This window comes from Mediterraneibacter sp. 210702-DFI.5.30, from assembly GCF_020560115.1.
GTDB classification, from domain to species: Bacteria; Bacillota; Clostridia; order Lachnospirales; family Lachnospiraceae; genus Mediterraneibacter; species Mediterraneibacter faecis.
This window is the reverse complement of the sequence record NZ_JAJCME010000014.1, coordinates 1-18930: the sequence shown is the minus strand read 5'-3', so window position 1 is coordinate 18930 and position 18930 is coordinate 1. Positions and strand designations below refer to the sequence as shown.

At 42.2% G+C, this 18930-nt stretch carries 10 protein-coding genes; 8 read left to right on the top strand and 2 right to left on the bottom strand.

Going from position 1 to position 18930, the window contains the following annotated elements:
- Positions 1-45: 45 nt before the first annotated feature.
- The 3 genes from ispG (at position 46) to glyA (ending at position 6968) form a co-directional block, all read left to right on the top strand.
- On the top strand, positions 46-1101 hold the full coding sequence (ispG, locus tag LI126_RS12525) for a flavodoxin-dependent (E)-4-hydroxy-3-methylbut-2-enyl-diphosphate synthase (protein WP_055145277.1): 1056 nt from the start codon (positions 46-48) through the stop codon (positions 1099-1101).
- Positions 1089-5648 carry a PolC-type DNA polymerase III gene (locus LI126_RS12520; protein ID WP_055144430.1) on the top strand — a complete coding sequence of 1520 codons (4560 nt, stop codon included), beginning with the start codon at positions 1089-1091 and terminating at the stop codon, positions 5646-5648. The genes ispG and LI126_RS12520 overlap by 13 nt, the downstream gene beginning before the upstream one ends.
- Positions 5649-5732: 84 nt before the next feature.
- Positions 5733-6968 carry a serine hydroxymethyltransferase gene (glyA, locus tag LI126_RS12515; protein ID WP_015528949.1) on the top strand — a complete coding sequence of 412 codons (1236 nt, stop codon included), beginning with the start codon at positions 5733-5735 and terminating at the stop codon, positions 6966-6968.
- Positions 6969-7142: 174 nt separating this feature from the next.
- On the opposite strand, the gene LI126_RS12510 is transcribed toward glyA, so the two are convergent.
- Positions 7143-7340, bottom strand: coding sequence for a cold-shock protein (locus LI126_RS12510; protein ID WP_015528950.1), 198 nt, complete (start codon positions 7338-7340; stop codon positions 7143-7145).
- 384 nt (positions 7341-7724) lie between these two features.
- Between LI126_RS12510 and ptsP the strand changes: the two genes are divergently transcribed.
- From ptsP to LI126_RS12490, 4 genes are all read left to right on the top strand, one after another.
- A complete protein-coding gene (ptsP, locus tag LI126_RS12505) occupies positions 7725-9347 on the top strand; it encodes a phosphoenolpyruvate--protein phosphotransferase (RefSeq protein WP_227165511.1) in 1623 nt (540 codons plus the stop codon).
- A 432-nt stretch (positions 9348-9779) separates the two neighbouring features.
- The gene (locus LI126_RS12500; protein WP_227165510.1) at positions 9780-10229 is read left to right on the top strand and encodes an NfeD family protein; all 450 of its coding nucleotides are present in this window, start codon (positions 9780-9782) and stop codon (positions 10227-10229) included.
- A complete protein-coding gene (locus LI126_RS12495; RefSeq protein ID WP_015528952.1) occupies positions 10226-11185 on the top strand; it encodes an SPFH domain-containing protein in 960 nt (319 codons plus the stop codon). The genes LI126_RS12500 and LI126_RS12495 overlap by 4 nt, the downstream gene beginning before the upstream one ends.
- An 86-nt stretch (positions 11186-11271) precedes the next feature.
- On the top strand, positions 11272-13626 hold the full coding sequence (locus LI126_RS12490) for an ATP-dependent DNA helicase (protein ID WP_227165509.1): 2355 nt from the start codon (positions 11272-11274) through the stop codon (positions 13624-13626).
- Between the two features lie 157 nt (positions 13627-13783).
- Here LI126_RS12490 and LI126_RS12485 read toward each other — a convergent pair whose 3' ends face one another.
- Positions 13784-14668 (bottom strand): LysR family transcriptional regulator, encoded by an 885-nt coding sequence (locus LI126_RS12485; RefSeq protein ID WP_015528954.1) that lies wholly within the window; start codon positions 14666-14668, stop codon positions 13784-13786.
- Between the two features lie 280 nt (positions 14669-14948).
- On the opposite strand from LI126_RS12485, the gene LI126_RS12480 reads away from it, so the two are divergent.
- The gene (locus LI126_RS12480; RefSeq protein WP_117497519.1) at positions 14949-18704 is read left to right on the top strand and encodes a phosphoribosylformylglycinamidine synthase; all 3756 of its coding nucleotides are present in this window, start codon (positions 14949-14951) and stop codon (positions 18702-18704) included.
- Positions 18705-18930: the final 226 nt, after the last annotated feature.

Genomic DNA, 18930 nt, shown 5'->3' with positions numbered 1-18930 from the left:
ACACAGAAAGAACTTGCAGAGCAGTGGAAACAGGGGGTACAGATCATGTACAGAAATCAGACGAAAGAAGTAAGAATTGGGGATGTTGTGATTGGGGGAGACCATCCGATAGCAATCCAGTCTATGACAAATACAAGGACAGAAGATGTAGAAGCCACAGTGGAGCAGATCCTGCGTCTGGAAAAAGCAGGATGTGAGATCATCCGCTGTACAGTTCCGACAATGGAGGCTGCAAAAGCAATCAAAGAGATTAAAAAACAGATTCATATTCCGCTTGTTGCAGACATTCATTTTGATTATAAGATGGCAATCGCAGCAATTGAGAATGGAGCTGATAAGATTCGTATCAATCCGGGGAATATCGGTGCAAAAGAACGGGTACAGGCAGTAGTAGACAAAGCGAAAGAGTACAATGTTCCAATCCGTGTCGGCGTAAACAGTGGTTCTCTTGAGAAACATCTGCTTGAGAAATATGGTGGTGTTACTGCAGAAGGGATCGTGGAGAGTGCGTTGGATAAAGTTCATCTGATCGAGTCTATGGGATATGACAACCTTGTTGTCAGCATTAAATCTTCTGATGTTCTGATGTGTGTGAAGGCGCATGAGCTGATCGCTAAGGAATGCCCATATCCGCTTCATGTTGGAATTACAGAGTCTGGAACTGTATATTCAGGAAATGTGAAATCTTCTGTAGGACTTGGAATCATTCTCCATGAGGGAATCGGTAATACAATCCGTGTTTCCCTGACAGGAGATCCGGTAGAAGAGATCCGTACAGCAAAACTGATTCTTAAGACACTTGGACTTCGCAAGGGAGGTATTGAAGTTGTATCCTGTCCGACTTGTGGAAGAACAAGAATTGATCTGATCAAGCTTGCAAACCAGGTAGAAGAGATGGTAGCAGACATTCCGCTTGATATTAAAGTTGCAGTTATGGGATGTGTTGTAAACGGACCTGGAGAGGCAAAAGAAGCCGATATCGGAATTGCAGGAGGTATTGGGGAAGGACTTTTGATCAAGAAGGGTGAGATCATCAAGAAGGTAAAGGAAGAAGAACTTCTTGATACTTTAAGACAGGAGTTATTGAATTGGAACAAATAAAGAATGAAAAAACATTTTTTCATGTATTTCCCACATTGAAAGTAGAAGAGGAATTTAAAGTCCTCTTTGCTGATGTGGAAGTTAAGAAAATCACGACTAATTCCGGTCGTGATTTTCTGCATGTACATTTAAAGAGTCATCATCTGATCCCAAAGAAGAAAATATGGCAGATGGAGCAGCGGATCAAAGAGCAGCTCTTTGGAACATCTTCTGTAAAACTTCAGATTCTTGAAGAGTATGAGCTGTCTGAGCTTTATACACCGGAAGCGGTGATGGAAGAGTACAAGGAGAGTTTGATTCTTGAACTGAAAGAAATCAGTGTCCTTGCTGCAAACATGTTTTCACAGGCAGAAGTGAACTATGAAGAGGGAAATGTCGTCCGTCTGGAGCTTCTTGATACGATTGTTTCCGAAGGAAGAAAAGAAGAAATCATGAATCTGCTGGACGATGTATTCAGGAATCGTTTTCATATGAATGTTGATATCCGGGTTACATATAAAGAAAACGAGGGTCAGGGAAGCAGAGAATATGACGAGCAGAGGATTCAGCAGGAAATTAATGCAATCTTTGAACGGCGCGCGAAACAGAGAGGCGAATATGAGGAGCGAAAGTCTGCTGTGGAGGCAAAGAAGAAGTCATCCGAATCAGGAAGCTCGTCTTCCGGAGAAAAGAAAGCAGAGACTTCAGGGAAATCTTCTTCAGGAAATGCATCCGTTTCGGGCGGAAAGAAAGAGTTCAAAAAGAAGGAATTCCGCAAGAAGGATTATGTGCGTCCGGTGAAGATCGGAGACGATCCGAACCTGATCTACGGAAAGAATTTTGAAGATGAGCCAATCAAATTGGAACAGGTTGTTTCTGAGATGGGTGAGATCACAATTCATGGTAAGATTATCAATTTTGATACACGAGAGATCAGAAATGAGAAGACGATCATTATCTTTGCTGTGACTGATTTTACGGATACAATCACGATCAAGATGTTTGCCAGAAATGATCAGTTACCGGAGATTCTCGGAGATTTGAAGAAAGGTGCTTTCGTTAAAATCAAAGGCGTGACGACAATTGATAAATTCGACGGTGAGCTGACAATTGGTTCAATTACCGGAATCAAGAAGATTGGAGACTTTACGGTCTCAAGGCAAGATCTCAATCCAACGAAACGTGTAGAACTTCATTGCCATACAAAGATGAGCGATATGGATGGAGTTTCTGAAGTAACAGATATCGTCCGCAGAGCACATGACTGGGGACACCCGGCGATTGCAATTACAGATCATGGTGTAGCCCAGGCGTTTCCGGTTGCAAATCACTATATAGAGACATTGGATAAAGATGATCCGTTTAAAGTTCTATATGGTGTGGAAGGCTATGTGGTCGATGACTTAACTGAGATTGCAGTTAATGCAAAAGATCAGACATTGGATGATACCTATATTGTTTTTGATATCGAGACAACAGGATTCAGTTCTATCCGTGACAGAATTATTGAGATTGGAGCTGTGAAGGTTGAGAATGGGCAGATTGTAGACAAGTTCAGTACCTTTGTAAATCCGGAACGCCCGATTCCTTTCGAAATCACAAACCTGACAAGTATTACAGATGAGATGGTGCTGGATGCTCCGACAATCGAGGTTGTGCTGCCACAGTTTCTCGAATTTATTGGTGAGGGCGCATTGGTTGCGCATAATGCAGGATTTGATGTTGGGTTTATCGAACAGAATTGTCGTGTGCTTGGTCTGGAACGGGAGTTCACATCTGTTGATACAGTGGCTCTTGCACGTGTGCTGCTTCCGACCCTTTCGAAATATAAATTGAATCTGGTTGCAAAAGCACTTGGAATTTCATTAGAAAATCATCATCGCGCGGTTGATGATGCAGGGGCAACAGCAGAAATTTTTGTAAAATTTGTTGAAATGCTCAAAGATCAGCACATCATGAACTTAAAAGAAATGAACAAGTTTGGGGATCGTAATGTTAATGCAATCCGTAAGATGCCGACACATCACATTATTTTGATCGCACAGAATGATATTGGAAGATATAATCTGTATCAGCTGATCACGGCATCTCATATGACATATTATGCAAGAAGACCGAGAATTCCGAAAAGTCTGATTAATGAACACAGAGAAGGAATCATCATCGGAAGTGCCTGTGAGGCAGGAGAATTATACCGTGCGGTTCTTGAAAAACAGTCTGCACAGCAGATTGCGAGACTGGCAGATTTCTATGATTATTATGAAATCCAGCCAATTGGAAATGATATGTTTATGCTCGAAGATGAGAAAACGCCGAATATCAATACAGAGGAAGATCTGCGTAACGTAAACCGGGAGATTGTTGAACTTGGAGAGAAATTCGGTAAGCCGGTTGTAGCAACCTGTGACGTTCATTTCCTTGATCCGGAGGATGAAGTTTATCGCCGGATCATCATGGCAGGAAAAGGATTCAAAGACGCAGATAATCAGGCACCGCTGTTCCTTCGCACAACAGATGAAATGTTGGAAGAGTTCGCATATCTTGGTTCTGCGAAGGCAAGAGAAGTTGTTATAGAAAATCCACAGAAGATCGCACGTATGGTAGAGAAAATCTCACCGGTAAACCCAAATAAGTGTCCTCCGGTAATCGCGGATTCTGATCAGGAGCTTCGAGATATCTGTTATCGTAAAGCACATGAAATGTATGGAGAAGATCTTCCGGTACAGGTGTCTTCCAGACTTGAGAAAGAGCTGAACTCTATTATTTCCAACGGCTATGCCGTTATGTATATCATTGCGCAGAAACTGGTATGGAAGTCCAATGCGGATGGGTATCTTGTTGGTTCCCGTGGATCAGTAGGTTCGTCTTTTGTTGCGACAATGTCCGGAATCACAGAGGTTAATCCACTAAGTCCTCACTATTACTGCGAAAAATGTCATTACAGTGATTTTGAGTCTGAAGAGGTTCGGGCATTTGCCGGAGGCTGTGGTTACGACATGCCGGATAGAAATTGTCCTGTGTGCGGAGAAAAACTGGTCAAGGCCGGGTTTGATATTCCGTTTGAAACATTCCTTGGTTTCAAGGGAGATAAAGAGCCGGATATTGACCTGAACTTCTCGGGAGACTACCAGGCGAAAGCTCATAAATATACAGAGGTTCTCTTTGGCGAGGGTCATACATTCAAAGCCGGAACGATCGGTACGCTGGCAGATAAGACAGCATATGGATTTGTGAAAAACTATTATGAAGAACGTGGTCAGAGAAAGCGTGGTTGTGAGATTGAACGAATTACAGAAGGATGTACCGGAATCCGGCGAAGTACCGGACAGCATCCGGGAGGAATCGTAGTACTTCCGCACGGACACAGCATCAATGAGTTTACACCGGTGCAGCATCCGGCCAACGATATGGAATGTGGCATTACAACGACACATTTTGATTACCATTCCATTGACCATAACCTTTTGAAACTTGATATTCTCGGACATGATGATCCTACGATGATTCGTACATTGGAAGACTATATTACCTCCGATGCAATGGAAAATGAATATAATGAGGAGCATCCTTTCGTTGCAACGGAGATTCCGCTGGATGACAAGAAAGTAATCGAACTATTCCATGGTACAGAAATTCTCGGAATCAAACCGGAAGATATCGACGGCTGTAAGCTTGGATGTCTTGGAATCCCGGAGTTCGGTACGGATTTCGTTATTCAGATGGTGCAGGATACAAAACCTCAGACGTTATCAGATCTGATCCGAATTTCCGGTCTGTCACATGGAACGAACGTGTGGCTCGGAAATGCACAGGAACTTGTAAAATCCGGAAAAGCAACCATTTCTACGGCAATCTGTACCCGTGACGATATCATGATCTATCTGATCAACAAAGGAGTGGAAAGTGCACTGGCCTTTACAATCATGGAGAGTGTGCGTAAAGGAAAAGGATTAAAACCGGAGTGGGAAGAAGCGATGAAAGCCCAGGATGTACCGGACTGGTATATATGGTCCTGTAAGAAGATCAGCTACATGTTCCCAAAGGCTCATGCGGCAGCCTATGTTATGATGGCTTATCGTATCGCTTACTGTAAGATCAATTATCCGCTTGCTTATTATGGTGCATATTTTGGAATCCGTGCGGATGCATTTTCTTATGCAATCATGTGTCAGGGCAAGGATAAACTGAATTATTACATGAAAGATTATAAAAAACGAAGTGATACCCTGACGAAAAAAGAACAGGATGTCATGAAGGATATGAAGATTGTCCAGGAAATGTACGCGCGAGGACTGGAGTTTATGCCGATTGATATTTACCGGGCGAAGGCGAAGATGTTTCAGATCATTGACGGAAAACTGATGCCGTCTCTTGCCAGCATTGAAGGAATGGGAGATAAGGCGGCGGAAGCTGTGGAAGAAGCTTCAAAAGACGGTCCATATCTCTCACTGGATGATTTCCGTCAGAGAACAAAAGTAAGTAAGACAGTGATCGATCTGATGGCAGAACTGGGATTATTTGGGAATCTTCCACAGAGTAATCAGCTTTCCTTGTTTGATTTTTCGTAGGAAATGCGCTAGACGGATGTAAAGTGCTGTGCTATAATGACTACAACGCTTTGACGTGGTAAAGCTTTAATGGAGGAAGAGATAATGTACGATTTCGATGAGATTATGAACACAGACCCAGAGATAGCAGATGCAATAAAAGCAGAGATGGAGAGACAGAACTCCCATATCGAGCTGATCGCCTCTGAGAACTGGGTGAGCAAAGCAGTCATGGCAGCTATGGGAAGCCCTCTGACTAATAAGTATGCAGAAGGATATCCGGGAAAGAGATATTATGGCGGATGTCAATGTGTAGATGTAGTAGAAGACCTTGCAAGAGAAAGAGCAAAGAAACTGTTTGGATGTGAGTATGTTAATGTGCAGCCACATTCAGGAGCACAGGCGAACATGGCAGTTATGTTTGCCATGCTTGAGCCGGGAGATAAGATCATGGGGATGAACCTTGATCATGGCGGACATCTGACACACGGTTCACCGGTTAATATGTCCGGTAAATATTTTGATGTAGCACATTACGGAGTGAATGCAGACGGCGTGATCGATTATGATGAAGTGCTTCGTATTGCGAAGGAACATAAACCGAAACTGATCGTTGCAGGAGCAAGTGCTTATGCAAGAACGATTGATTTCAAGCGTTTCCGTGAGATCGCAGATGAGGTGGGAGCATATCTGATGGTAGATATCGCACACATCGCAGGACTTGTTGCTACAGGACTTCATCCAAGTCCGATTCCGTATGCGCATGTGACAACAACAACAACACATAAGACACTCCGTGGACCAAGAGGTGGAATGATCATGTGCAGCGAAGAGATGAATAAAAAATTCAATTTCAACAAAGCTGTATTCCCGGGAATTCAGGGAGGTCCGCTGATGCATGTGATCGCCGGTAAGGCAGTTTGCTTCAAGGAAGCACTTGAGCCTGAGTATAAAACATATATGGAGCAGGTTGTTAAAAATGCGAAAGCACTCTGTAACGGTTTGAAAGCACGCGGAGTGAAGATTGTTTCGGGAGATACAGATAACCATCTGATGCTTGTAGACCTGTCGGGAACAGAGACAAGTGGAAAAGAGCTGGAGAAGCGTCTTGATGATGCTCATGTAACAGCGAACAAGAATACAATTCCGAATGATCCTCGTTCACCGTTTGTAACAAGTGGTGTAAGACTTGGAACACCAGCGGTTACAACACGTGGAATGAAGGAAGATGATATGGATAAGATCGCAGAGATTATTGCAATGGTAATCGAAAGTGAAGAAAATGTAGAGAAAGCAAAAGCAATGGTTGCTGAGCTGACTGCAAAATATCCACTTTGTTAATAAAATAATTATATCCGGCAAAACTGCATTTCGCGTGTAAGCGTAATGTAGATTGCCGGGGTGTGCAACAAAAAAAGAGCTTAAAAAAGCTCTTTTTTGTTAATCGAATTTCTGTATTACTTTTAAAAATTAAATACGGTCTATTTATTAATTAAAAGGTACATAAAGTCTTGATTAAAGTTTCACTACGTTAACAGCCTGAGGTCCTTTAGCGCCTTCTGTTACTTCGAACTCAACAGCCTGGCCCTCTTCGAGAGATTTGAATCCATCCATTACAAGTCCTGAATAATGAACAAAAATGTCATTGCCTTCAGCGTCAGAGATAAATCCGTAACCCTTCTGGTTATTAAACCATTTTACTGTACCTGTCATTGTGTTGCCCTCCATTAAAAGAATATAAGTTGTTAAATCATCACAGTTTACAATGCGCTGAAAACTGTAATATTGTGTCAGTATAAATTCATATTGACACTTTGTCTATTGTAGCATGTTTAACAAAGAAAGTCAAATGTAATCTTTTTTGATTTGTAGAAAAATGACAAAAACATGTGAAGTGACGTAAAATCGATTTCAACAATTTGTAAATACCATTTAGCATATCGGATTTATAAGATTGGTAAAAAATAGAAGTGCGAGGAAAGATTATTTTACGAATGGATTGGAAAAATAAAGGATGTCGATTGAAAAAAGAATTGAAGTATTATATAATTTAACCAATGTCTATGAAATATTTTATTTCAAGGAGGATTTGTGTATATGATAACGATTGAAGGAAAAAGCGTATTTGGTGGAGTATCCATTGGAAAGCTGATGTTCTATAAGAGAAACGAAAAGGTGATCAGAAGAACACATGTAGATGATGTGGATGCAGAATGGAAGAGATTCGAAGAGGCTAAGAATACAGCAATCGACCAGCTGAAAGTTCTCTACGACAAAGCCATTGAAGATGTAGGTGAGGCCAACGCCATGATCTTTGAGATTCACCAGATGATGCTTGATGATCTGGATTATCTGGAATCTATTGAAGGAATTATCCGTACACAAAGTGTAAATGCAGAGTATGCTGTTTCAACAACAGCTGATAACTTTGCACAGATGTTTGCATCTATGGATGATGCATATATGCAGGGACGTGCAGCAGACGTGAAGGACGTTTCCGAGCGCGTACTTGATATTCTCTGCGGAGTGAGCAACGGAACACGTGAGATGACAGAACCTTGTATTGTTGCTGCGGATGATCTTGCACCAAGTGAGACAGTACAGCTTGACAAAGAGAAGGTACTTGGATTTGCTACAATGTATGGTTCTTCTAACTCTCATACAGCGATCCTTGCAAGAACAATGAATATTCCGGCTGTAATCGGAATGGGAGAAGCTCTTAATACGAAATATGACGGAGAGATGGCTATCATTGATGGATTTACAGGAACACTCTATGTGGATCCGGATGAAGAGACACTTGCAAAGATGCAGGAGAAGCGTGCGAAAGACCTTGAGCAGAAAGAACTTCTGAATCAGCTTAAAGGAAAAGAGAATGTGACAAAGAGCGGACAGAAGATCAATGTCTATGCGAACATTGGTAACGTATCTGATCTTGGTGCAGTACTTAAGAATGATGCAGGCGGAGTAGGTCTGTTCAGAAGTGAGTTCCTTTATCTTGAGAACAGTACTTATCCGACAGAAGAACAGCAGTTTGCAGCTTACAAACAGGTTGTAGAAAGCATGGCAGGAAAGAAAGTCATCATTCGTACACTTGATATCGGAGCAGACAAGCAGGTTGATTATTTCAATCTTGCAAAAGAAGAGAACCCGGCACTTGGATACAGAGCAATCCGTATCTGCCTGACAAGACCGGAAATCTTCAAGACTCAGCTTCGTGCACTTTACCGTGCATCCGTATATGGAAATCTTTCCATCATGTTCCCAATGATCATTTCTGTAAAAGAAGTTCGTAAGATCAAAGAGATCATCGAAGAAGTGAAGGCAGAGTTGAGAGAAGAAGGACTTCCATTTAAGGAAGACGTAGAACTTGGTATTATGATCGAGACACCGGCATCAGTTATGATGAGCCGCGAACTTGCGAAAGAAGTTGATTTCTTCAGTGTTGGAACAAATGACCTGACACAGTATACACTGGCAATTGACCGTCAGAACCTTGCGCTTGATGAGTTCTATGATCCACATCATCCGGCAGTGCTTGCTATGATCAAGATGGCAGCAGATAATGCACACGCAGAAGGAAAATGGATCGGAATCTGTGGAGAACTTGGAGCGGACCTTGAACTGACAGAAGAGTTCCTGAAGATGGGACTGGACGAGCTGTCTGTATCTCCGGCGATGGTACTGCCGCTGAGAAAGAAGATTCGCGAGTGTGAGTAATTTGTGTTTTTGAGGGGATTCATATGGAAATGGTACTTTTGATCACGGTGCGTGAGGCAGTCTCTTTATTGCATCGGACACCGGCTCGCTTTACCTCATCCCTTCGAAAGTATGTAACGAAAAAGCCGAAACAGGCACCGTGTGTGGTTTCTGTTTCGGCTTTTTCTAACATACTGAACGAAGTGTATTCGGAACGCTCCTGCCTTATATGTGTCCTCAACAATAAAGAGACTGTCTCACTCAGACATTCAAAGTGGAAGTATTCATTTCAAGTGGACGAATTCCAACAAAAATACAAAATTGAAAACGGAGAGATGACGGATGGTTATTGGATGAAATTAATATAAAAATTATGTTGTATTTATATAGAAATATGAGTATGATTAGGGTAACGTAATTGCTCTTGTAAGCATGAGAAAGGGGGCGGATTTTTTGGAGAGGGAGATTTTTTTGTGGCTGGGGCTTATGGTGGTGTTTTTGATTATTGAGCTTGCCACGGTTGGTCTGACTTCAATCTGGTTTTCGGGCGGTGCGCTTGCGGCGTTATTAGTTTCGCTTGCCGGAGCGGGATTGGTGATACAGATTGCTGTATTCGTAGTTATTTCAGCAGTGCTTGTGATCTTTACCAGGCCTTTTGCAGCGAAGTATGTTAATGTGCATCATGTGAAGACAAATTGTGATGAATTGATCGGAAGTGTTGTTAAGGTAACAGAGACGGTTGATAATTTTGCACAGACCGGTACTGCAATTGCGCAGGGAAAGGAATGGACTGCAAGGTGCAAGTCAGACAAGGACAGAATTGAGAAAGATTCGCTTGCTAAAGTAACAGCAATTTCCGGAGTAAAACTGATTTTAGAGAAATGTAAGGAGGATGAGCTATGATATTTGGACTTATTATTTGGATGATCATTATTATGATCGTGGTGTGGCTTCTTGTGTCGAATATCCGTATTGTTCCGCAGGCGCATGCGTATGTTGTAGAGCGACTTGGCGGATACAAGGAGACATGGGGCGTTGGATTACATTTTAAGGTGCCAATCCTTGACCGTGTGGCAAAAAGAGTTTCCTTGAAAGAACAGGTTGTTGATTTTGAACCACAGGCAGTGATCACGAAGGATAATGTTACCATGCAGATCGATACGGTTGTATTCTATCAGATCACTGACCCGAAGAAGTATGCATACGGAGTAGAAAGTCCGATTGCGGCAATCGAGAATCTGACAGCAACAACACTCCGTAATATCATCGGAGATCTGGAATTAGATGAGACACTGACTTCCCGTGAGACGATCAACTCCAAGATGCGTACGATCCTTGATATTGCAACAGATGAGTGGGGAATCAAGGTGAACCGTGTTGAGCTGAAGAATATCATGCCACCGAAGGCAATCCAGGATGCGATGGAGAAGCAGATGAAAGCAGAGCGTGAACGCCGTGAAGCAATCCTGCGTGCAGAAGGAGAGAAGAAGTCCACGATTCTTGTTGCGGAAGGTGAGAAAGAATCTGTAATCCTGGAGGCAGAGGCATCTAAGCAGGCAGCAATCCTGAAAGCAGAAGCTGAGAAACAGAAACGAATCAAAGAAGCAGAAGGACAGGCGGAAGCAATCCGTTCTGTACAGAAGGCTACAGCAGAAGGTATCGAGTATATTAAGAATGCCGGAGCAGATGATGTTGTTCTTACATTAAAGAGTCTGGAGGCATTTGCCAAGGCGGCAGACGGAAAAGCGACGAAGATCATCATTCCTTCAGAGATTCAGGGAATTGCAGGACTTACGAAAACAATCGCAGAAGTTGCCCGTACAGAAACAAGCGTTGCAAAAGAAAAAGAAGTAAAGTAAAATAAAAGATGTATTTCAGCGTGCCAATCTGTTAAAAGATTGGCACAATGTGTTTTACAACGATAATATTTTGGAGTGCAAATGAAATGGAAACAGAGAAAATCATCAGGTTATCGGTTCGGAATCTGGTTGAATTCATATTAAAAGAAGGTGACATTGATAACAGGATTTCAGGTACGCTGGATAAAGATGCGATGCTGATGGGAGGACGCCTTCACCGAAAGATCCAGCGTATAATGGGCTCAAACTATCAGGCAGAAGTTTCCTTAAAACTGCAGCTTCCGTGTGACGGATTCCAATTAAAACTGGAAGGACGTGCGGATGGAATTCTCCTTGAATCAGAAAAAACAATAATAGATGAGATCAAAGGCGTCGTGCGTTCCCTAGATCGAGTGGAGCGTCCTGTGTCGGTTCATCTTGCTCAGGCAAAATGTTACGCATATATTTATGCCAGACAGCAGGGGTTAAAGCAGATCAGTGTTCAGATGACCTATTGTAATCTTGATACTGAAGATGTGAAAAGATTTCGGGAAGAGTATACATTTGAAGAATTAGAAAAATGGTTTCTTGATCTGGTTCATCAGTATGAACGTTGGGCAAAACTGCAGATTGAGTGGGAAAAGAGAAGAGACGCTTCGATTCATCAGACAGAATTTCCATTCGCATATAGAGAAGGGCAGTTTGACCTGGCAGCTTCCGTATATCGTACAATTTATCACAAAAAGAAATTATTTATCCAAGCCTCAACAGGAACCGGAAAGACGATGGCTGTATTGTATCCGGCGGTGAAAGCGATCGGAGAAGGATTAGGAGATAAAATATTCTATCTGACAGCAAAGACGATCACAAGAACGGTGGCAGAACAGGCATTTTCTATTCTTGAAGAAAAGGGTCTTGCCTTTCGTTCAATTACATTGACTGCGAAAGAGAAGATCTGTTTTTGTGAGGAGACAGAATGCAATCCGGATGCTTGTCCTTATGCGAAAGGTCATTTTGACCGAGTGAATGATGCAGTTTATGACATGTTGGAAAAGCAAAAGAAGCTGACACGGGAATCAATTGAAAGACAGGCAGAAGATTTTCATGTATGTCCGTTTGAACTATCTCTTGATCTGTCAGAATGGGCGGATGGGGTGATCTGTGATTATAATTATGTGTTCGATCCGACGGCACATTTGAAACGATTTTTTGCAGACAATGTCAGCGGAGATTATTTGTTTCTGATCGATGAAGCACACAACCTCGTGGAACGTGGACGGGAAATGTACAGTGCTTCCATCTATAAAGAAGACGTTCTCGAGGTGAAAAAACTGATGAAGGACCGAGATAAAAAACTTGTGAAGAGTCTGGAATCTGTCAATAAACTGATGCTTGAGATGAAACGCGAGTGCGAGAATTATCGGTTGGTGGAAAGTGTTTCTCCATTTGCAGTAAAACTTATGAATCTTCTGACTCAAATGGAAAGATATCTTGAAGAAGAGCGGAATGCAGGAAATGCAGAGCAGCCGGATGCATTTATGGAACTCTTTTTCCAGGTGAGGCAGTTTTTGGAAATTCATGAACTGTTGGATGAAAATTATATACAGTATACAGAACTGGAAGGAAGCGGAAGGTTTAAAGTGAAGTTGTTCTGTGTGAATCCGGCACAAAACCTGAATCATTATTTGAGCCAGGGCAATTCTACGATTTTTTTCTCGGCAACATTGCTTCCTATCGATTACTATAAACAATTACTATCTGTTGAGAAGGATGATTATGCAGTCTATGCTGAATCTAAGTTCCCACAGGAGAACAGGAAAATTCTGATCGGAAGTGAAGCAAGCACAAAATATACACAAAGAGGCACAGAAATGTATCGCAAAATTGCCGATTATCTGAGAGGCACAGTGGATGGGAAGAATGGAAACTACATTGCATTTTTTCCTTCCTATCAGTTTATGGAGGATGTTTTGGAAGAGTTTGAAAAACTGGCATCCGGAGTAGAACTGGTAATTCAATCGCAATTTATGTCAGAAAATCAGAGAGAAGAATTCTTGGAAATGTTTGAAGAAGAAAGAGATCATCCGATGCTTGGATTTTGTGTGATGGGTGGTGTATTTTCAGAAGGAATCGATCTTACACATGACAGATTGATCGGAGTGATCGTTGTCGGAACAGGAATTCCACAGGTGTGCAATGACAGAGAAATCGTGAAAAATTATTTTGACCAGAAAGGGATGCGAGGATTTGATTATGCGTACCTTTATCCCGGAATGAATAAAGTACTTCAGTCCGCAGGAAGAGTGATCCGCACCGAAGATGACAAAGGAATTATTCTTCTGCTTGATGACCGTTTTCAGAATCGGCAGTATCAGCAGCTATTTCCGAGGGAGTGGAAGGAATACGAAGTGTGTGGGCGGAAAGAGATAAAAGAAAAGATGGAAGAATTCTGGGAGAAATGATAAATGAAAAATGAGAATCGTTATTGGATAAAGAAGAAGTGGTTCAAGAATATTTGCAACTGTTCAGAGCCAGATGAAATTTCATAAAACAGGTATAAAATGCTTGCATTTTAAGGCTGGTTTTAAACTTCTGCTTGGCTCCGAACAGTACAAAATTTTACTGTTCTTTAAAATAGTTCAAAAATTCCTGTGCAGGCTTAGCCAGAGGAAGCTGCTCGTTGTAAGCAATCACAAGAGAACGCTCCGGCATCTCTTCTTCCATATCCAGTTTGAAGATACCATCATTGTTCTCAGAAAGACAATAATCCGGAATGAATGCGATTCCAAGCCCAATTCTTGCAAGATCGATCAGAAGATCATTACTTGTAAGTTCGATCTCAGGAACGAGATCAAGCTGATGCTGCTGGAACAGGCGATGAAGAAACTCGTTTGTCGTACTGTTCTTATCCAGCATCAGGATCGGATAGTGGAGCAGATCGGCAAGTGTAAGTTTCTTTTCCCTTAATTCAGGATAATTGTTTCCGGCAATGAAAACATCATGGAAATTCTTGATCTTCATAGAGGCGGAAATATTGTTGAGCGCTGCGTTCGGATAATTGACAACAATCAAATCCACCAGTCCGTTCTTTAAAAGCTCTGTACATCTTAAAGAAGTCTGGTTGATAACTTTAATATGTACATTCGGGAAAGTCTTATGGAATTTCTCAAGGTATGGAACAAGGAAATATCTGCAGATCGTGTCACTTGCACCGATGCGGATCTGCCCACCGGTAGAAGCGGCATCTAAAAGCTGAGCCTCACCTTTCTGGATCAGATTCATGGCCGGTTCAATGTGGCGCAGGAGAATCTCTCCTTCCGGTGTGAGCTGGACTTTCTTTGTGCTTCGGATAAAAAGCGTCTGATCCAGTTTTCGTTCGAGTGTTTTGATCGACTGGCTGACAGCAGACTGTGAAATAAACAGCTGCTTGGATGCCTCTGAGAAATTCAATGTGGTGGCGACGTGATAAAATACTTTGTATAATTCGTAGTTTATATCCATCATTTTATTAGACCTCCTAATAAATATTCATCTTATTATAAGATAAATAAAGGGAAAATACAACAGAATAAAAAAATCCGTTGCACAAAATATGAAAAAGCAGAGTAAATATTGCTGACTCCGAGAAAGATACGAGAAAACGACAATCAATTAGCGGTGCTTATCAGATTGTTTAATTTTATTAATTATACTAATGAAGAAAACTATGGTAGGATAAAAACAGATAATGTAATGAAGGTAGTATCGTGTTTTGAGCACGTAATACAGAAAGAGGAGATTATATATGAGTAATGTAAAGCGCGTATATGTAGAAAAGAAACCGGAGTTTGCTGTTGCGGCGAAGGGCCTCAGACATGAGATCCGTCATTATCTTGGACTTCAGGATGTGACAAATGTACGAGTTCTGATTCGTTACGACGCAGAGAATATTTCAGAAGAAACATTTGAAAAGGCATGCAATGGTGTGTTCGCGGAGCCGCCGGTAGATTTCCTTTATAAAGAAGAATTCCCGAAAAATGAAACAGATAAATGTTTTTCTGTAGAGTTCCTTCCGGGACAGTTCGATCAGAGAGCGGATTCCGCAGAGCAGTGTATCCGTTTTATTAAAGAAGATGAGACTCCTGTAATCCGTACAGCAGTTACATATGTAATTGAAGGCGGAGTTTCAGACGAAGAACTGCAGGCAATTAAGAATCACTGCATCAACCCGGTAGATTCCAGAGAAGCTGCAGCAGAGAAACCGGAGACACTGGTGACAGTATTTGATGAGCCGGCAGATGTAAAGATTTTTGACGGTTTTAAAGATATGCCAGAAGCAGAATTGAAAGAGTTATATGATTCTCTTGGATTGGCAATGACATTTAAAGATTTCCTGCATATCCAGAACTATTATGCAGGAGAAGAGCACAGAGATCCGACGATGACAGAGATCCGTGTTCTTGATACATACTGGTCAGATCACTGCCGTCATACAACATTCTCTACAGAATTAAAAGATGTGAAGTTTGATGAAGGTGACTACAAAGAGACAATCGAAGCAACATATAAAGAATATTTGAAAGATCACAGCGAGATTTTCAAAGGAAGAGAAGATAAATTTGTCTGCCTTATGGATCTTGCACTGATGGCTATGCGCCGCCTGAAAAAGGAAGGAAAGCTTGCTGATCAGGAAGAGTCTGATGAGATCAATGCATGTAGTATCGTAGTTCCGATCAAGGTTGACGGAGTAGAAGAAGAGTGGCTGATCAACTTCAAGAATGAGACACATAACCATCCGACAGAGATCGAACCATTTGGTGGAGCTGCAACATGTCTTGGAGGAGCAATCCGTGACCCACTGTCAGGACGTACTTATGTATACCAGGCAATGCGTGTGACAGGTGCCGCTGATCCGACAGTATCAGCAGATGCAACTCTGAAAGGAAAACTTCCTCAGAAGAAACTTGTTCGTGAGGCGGCTCATGGATATAGCTCATATGGTAACCAGATCGGTCTGGCCACAGGACTTGTAAAAGAGATTTATCATCCGGATTACGTTGCAAAACGTATGGAGATCGGTGCTGTACTTGGAGCTGCTCCAAGACGTGCGGTTATCCGTGAAAATTCCGACCCGGGAGATATCATCATTCTTCTTGGTGGTCGTACAGGCCGTGACGGCTGTGGTGGAGCAACAGGTTCATCTAAGGTTCATACAGAAGAGTCTATCGAGACTTGTGGAGCAGAAGTTCAGAAAGGAAATGCACCGACAGAGCGTAAGATCCAGAGATTATTCCGTAGAGAAGAAGTCAGCCATCTGATCAAGAAATGTAATGACTTTGGTGCAGGCGGTGTATCTGTAGCAATTGGAGAACTTGCAGACGGACTTCGCGTTGAACTTGATAAAGTACCGAAGAAATATGCAGGACTTGACGGAACAGAAATCGCAATCTCTGAGTCTCAGGAAAGAATGGCAGTTGTTGTAGACCCGAAAGATGTAGATGAATTCATGGGATACGCGAAGGAAGAAAACTTAGAGGCAACAGTTGCAGCAGTAGTAACAGAGGAGCCAAGACTCGTTCTTGTATGGAGAGGAAAAGAGATTGTCAACCTTTCCCGTGCATTCCTTGATACAAACGGTGCTCATCAGGAGACAAATGTTGAGGTTGAGATTCCTTCTAAGAAGGACAGCCTTTTTGTAAAGAAAGAAGTAGGAGATGTAAAAGAGACATGGCTTTCTATGCTCTCTGATCTCAATGTATGCTCTCAGAAAGGACTTGTTGAGATGTTCGACGGTTCTATCGGAGCAGGTTCCGTATTTATGCCACATGGTGGAAAATACCAGATGACAGAGACACAGGCAATGGTAGCGAAAGTACCTGTTTTGAACGGAACAACAGACAGTGTATCTATGATGAGTTACGGATTTGATCCATATCTGTCAAGCTGGAGCCCATACCACGGAGCTGTTTATGCAGTGACAGAGTCAATTGCTAAGATCGTGGCAGCAGGTGGAGATTATAGAAAAATCCGCTTCACATTCCAGGAGTATTTCCGCAGAATGACAGAGGATCCGAAGAGATGGAGCCAGCCATTTGCAGCACTTCTTGGTGCTTATGCAGCACAGATTGGTTTCGGACTTCCATCTATCGGAGGAAAAGACAGTATGTCAGGAACATTCCAGGATATTGACGTACCTCCGACACTTGTATCCTTTGCTGTTGATATGGCTCTTGAGCAGGATATTATTACACCTGAACTTAAGAAAGCTGGAAATAAACTTGTATGGCTCAAGATCGAAAGAGATGAGAATGATCTTCCGGTTTACGATGCAGTGATGGATCAGTACGGTAAATTCATGGAAGATATCCAGAGCGGAAAAATTGTATCTGCATATGCACTGGATCGTCATGGAGTTGCAGCAGCAGTCAGCAAGATGGCATTTGGTAACCGTATGGGTGCCAAAATCGAGCACAATGTAGATAAGAGAGATCTGTTTGCTCCTGCATTTGGAGATATTATCGCAGAGGTTGAAGACGGAAAAGTTGGAGAACTCGCAATCACTTATACAGAAATCGGTGAAGTAACAGAAGAGCCTGTACTTGCTTACGGTGATGTGAAGATCGCACTTGCAGACGCACAGGATGCATGGACAGGAACACTTGAGAAAGTATTTGCTACAAAATCAGCAGCAGATTCTGATGCCAAGGTTGAAGAGAAGCTCTTCAATACATCCGATATTCATATTTGCAGCCATAAGATCGGACAGCCAACAGTATTTATTCCGGTATTCCCTGGAACGAACTGTGAGTATGACAGTGCCCGTGCATTTGAGAGAGCAGGTGCTAAGGTTATTACAAAAGTATTCCGTAACCTTGATGCAGAAGACATCCGTGGATCAGTAGACGAGTTTGAGAAAGCAATCGGACAGGCTCAGATGATCATGTTCCCAGGTGGATTCAGTGCCGGTGATGAGCCGGATGGTTCAGCTAAATTCTTTGCAACTGCATTCCAGAATGCGAAGATCAAAGAAGCTGTTGAAAAACTTCTGAATGAGAGAGACGGACTTGCACTTGGTATCTGTAACGGATTCCAGGCTCTGATCAAGCTCGGACTTGTACCATACGGAAAAATCGTTGGACAGACAGATGATGCTCCGACACTGACATACAATACAATCGGACGTCATATCTCTAAGATGGTTTATACAAAGGTTGTTACAAACAAATCCCCATGGCTTCAGGGAGCACAGCTTGGCGGAGTTTATACAAACCCGGCATCTCATGGTGAAGGAAGATTTGTTGCAAGCGAAGAGTGGCTTGATAAGCTGTTCGCTAACGGACAGGTGGCAACACAGTACTGTGATCCGGAAGGAAATATCAGCATGAACGAAGAGTGGAACGTGAACGGATCTTACCGTGCAATCGAAGGTATCACAAGCCCGGATGGACGTGTCCTTGGTAAGATGGCTCACTCTGAGAGACGTGGAGATCATGTTGCTATTAACATTTATGGAGAGCAGGATCTGAAGATTTTTGAATCAGGTGTAAAATACTTTAAATAAAATGGTAACTGTACACCGACGAAATGCGTAGCATTTTGGAGGTTGGCTCTGAACAGTTACAATAAAATATAAAATAAAATAAAAAAGTTGTTGACATCTGATAGGTGTTAAGTATATAATAATCAAGTCGGTTGCGACAAAGCGTAAGTGGAAGCCGCAGCCGACATATGAATATGGGATCTTAGCTCAGCTGGGAGAGCATCTGCCTTACAAGCAGAGGGTCACA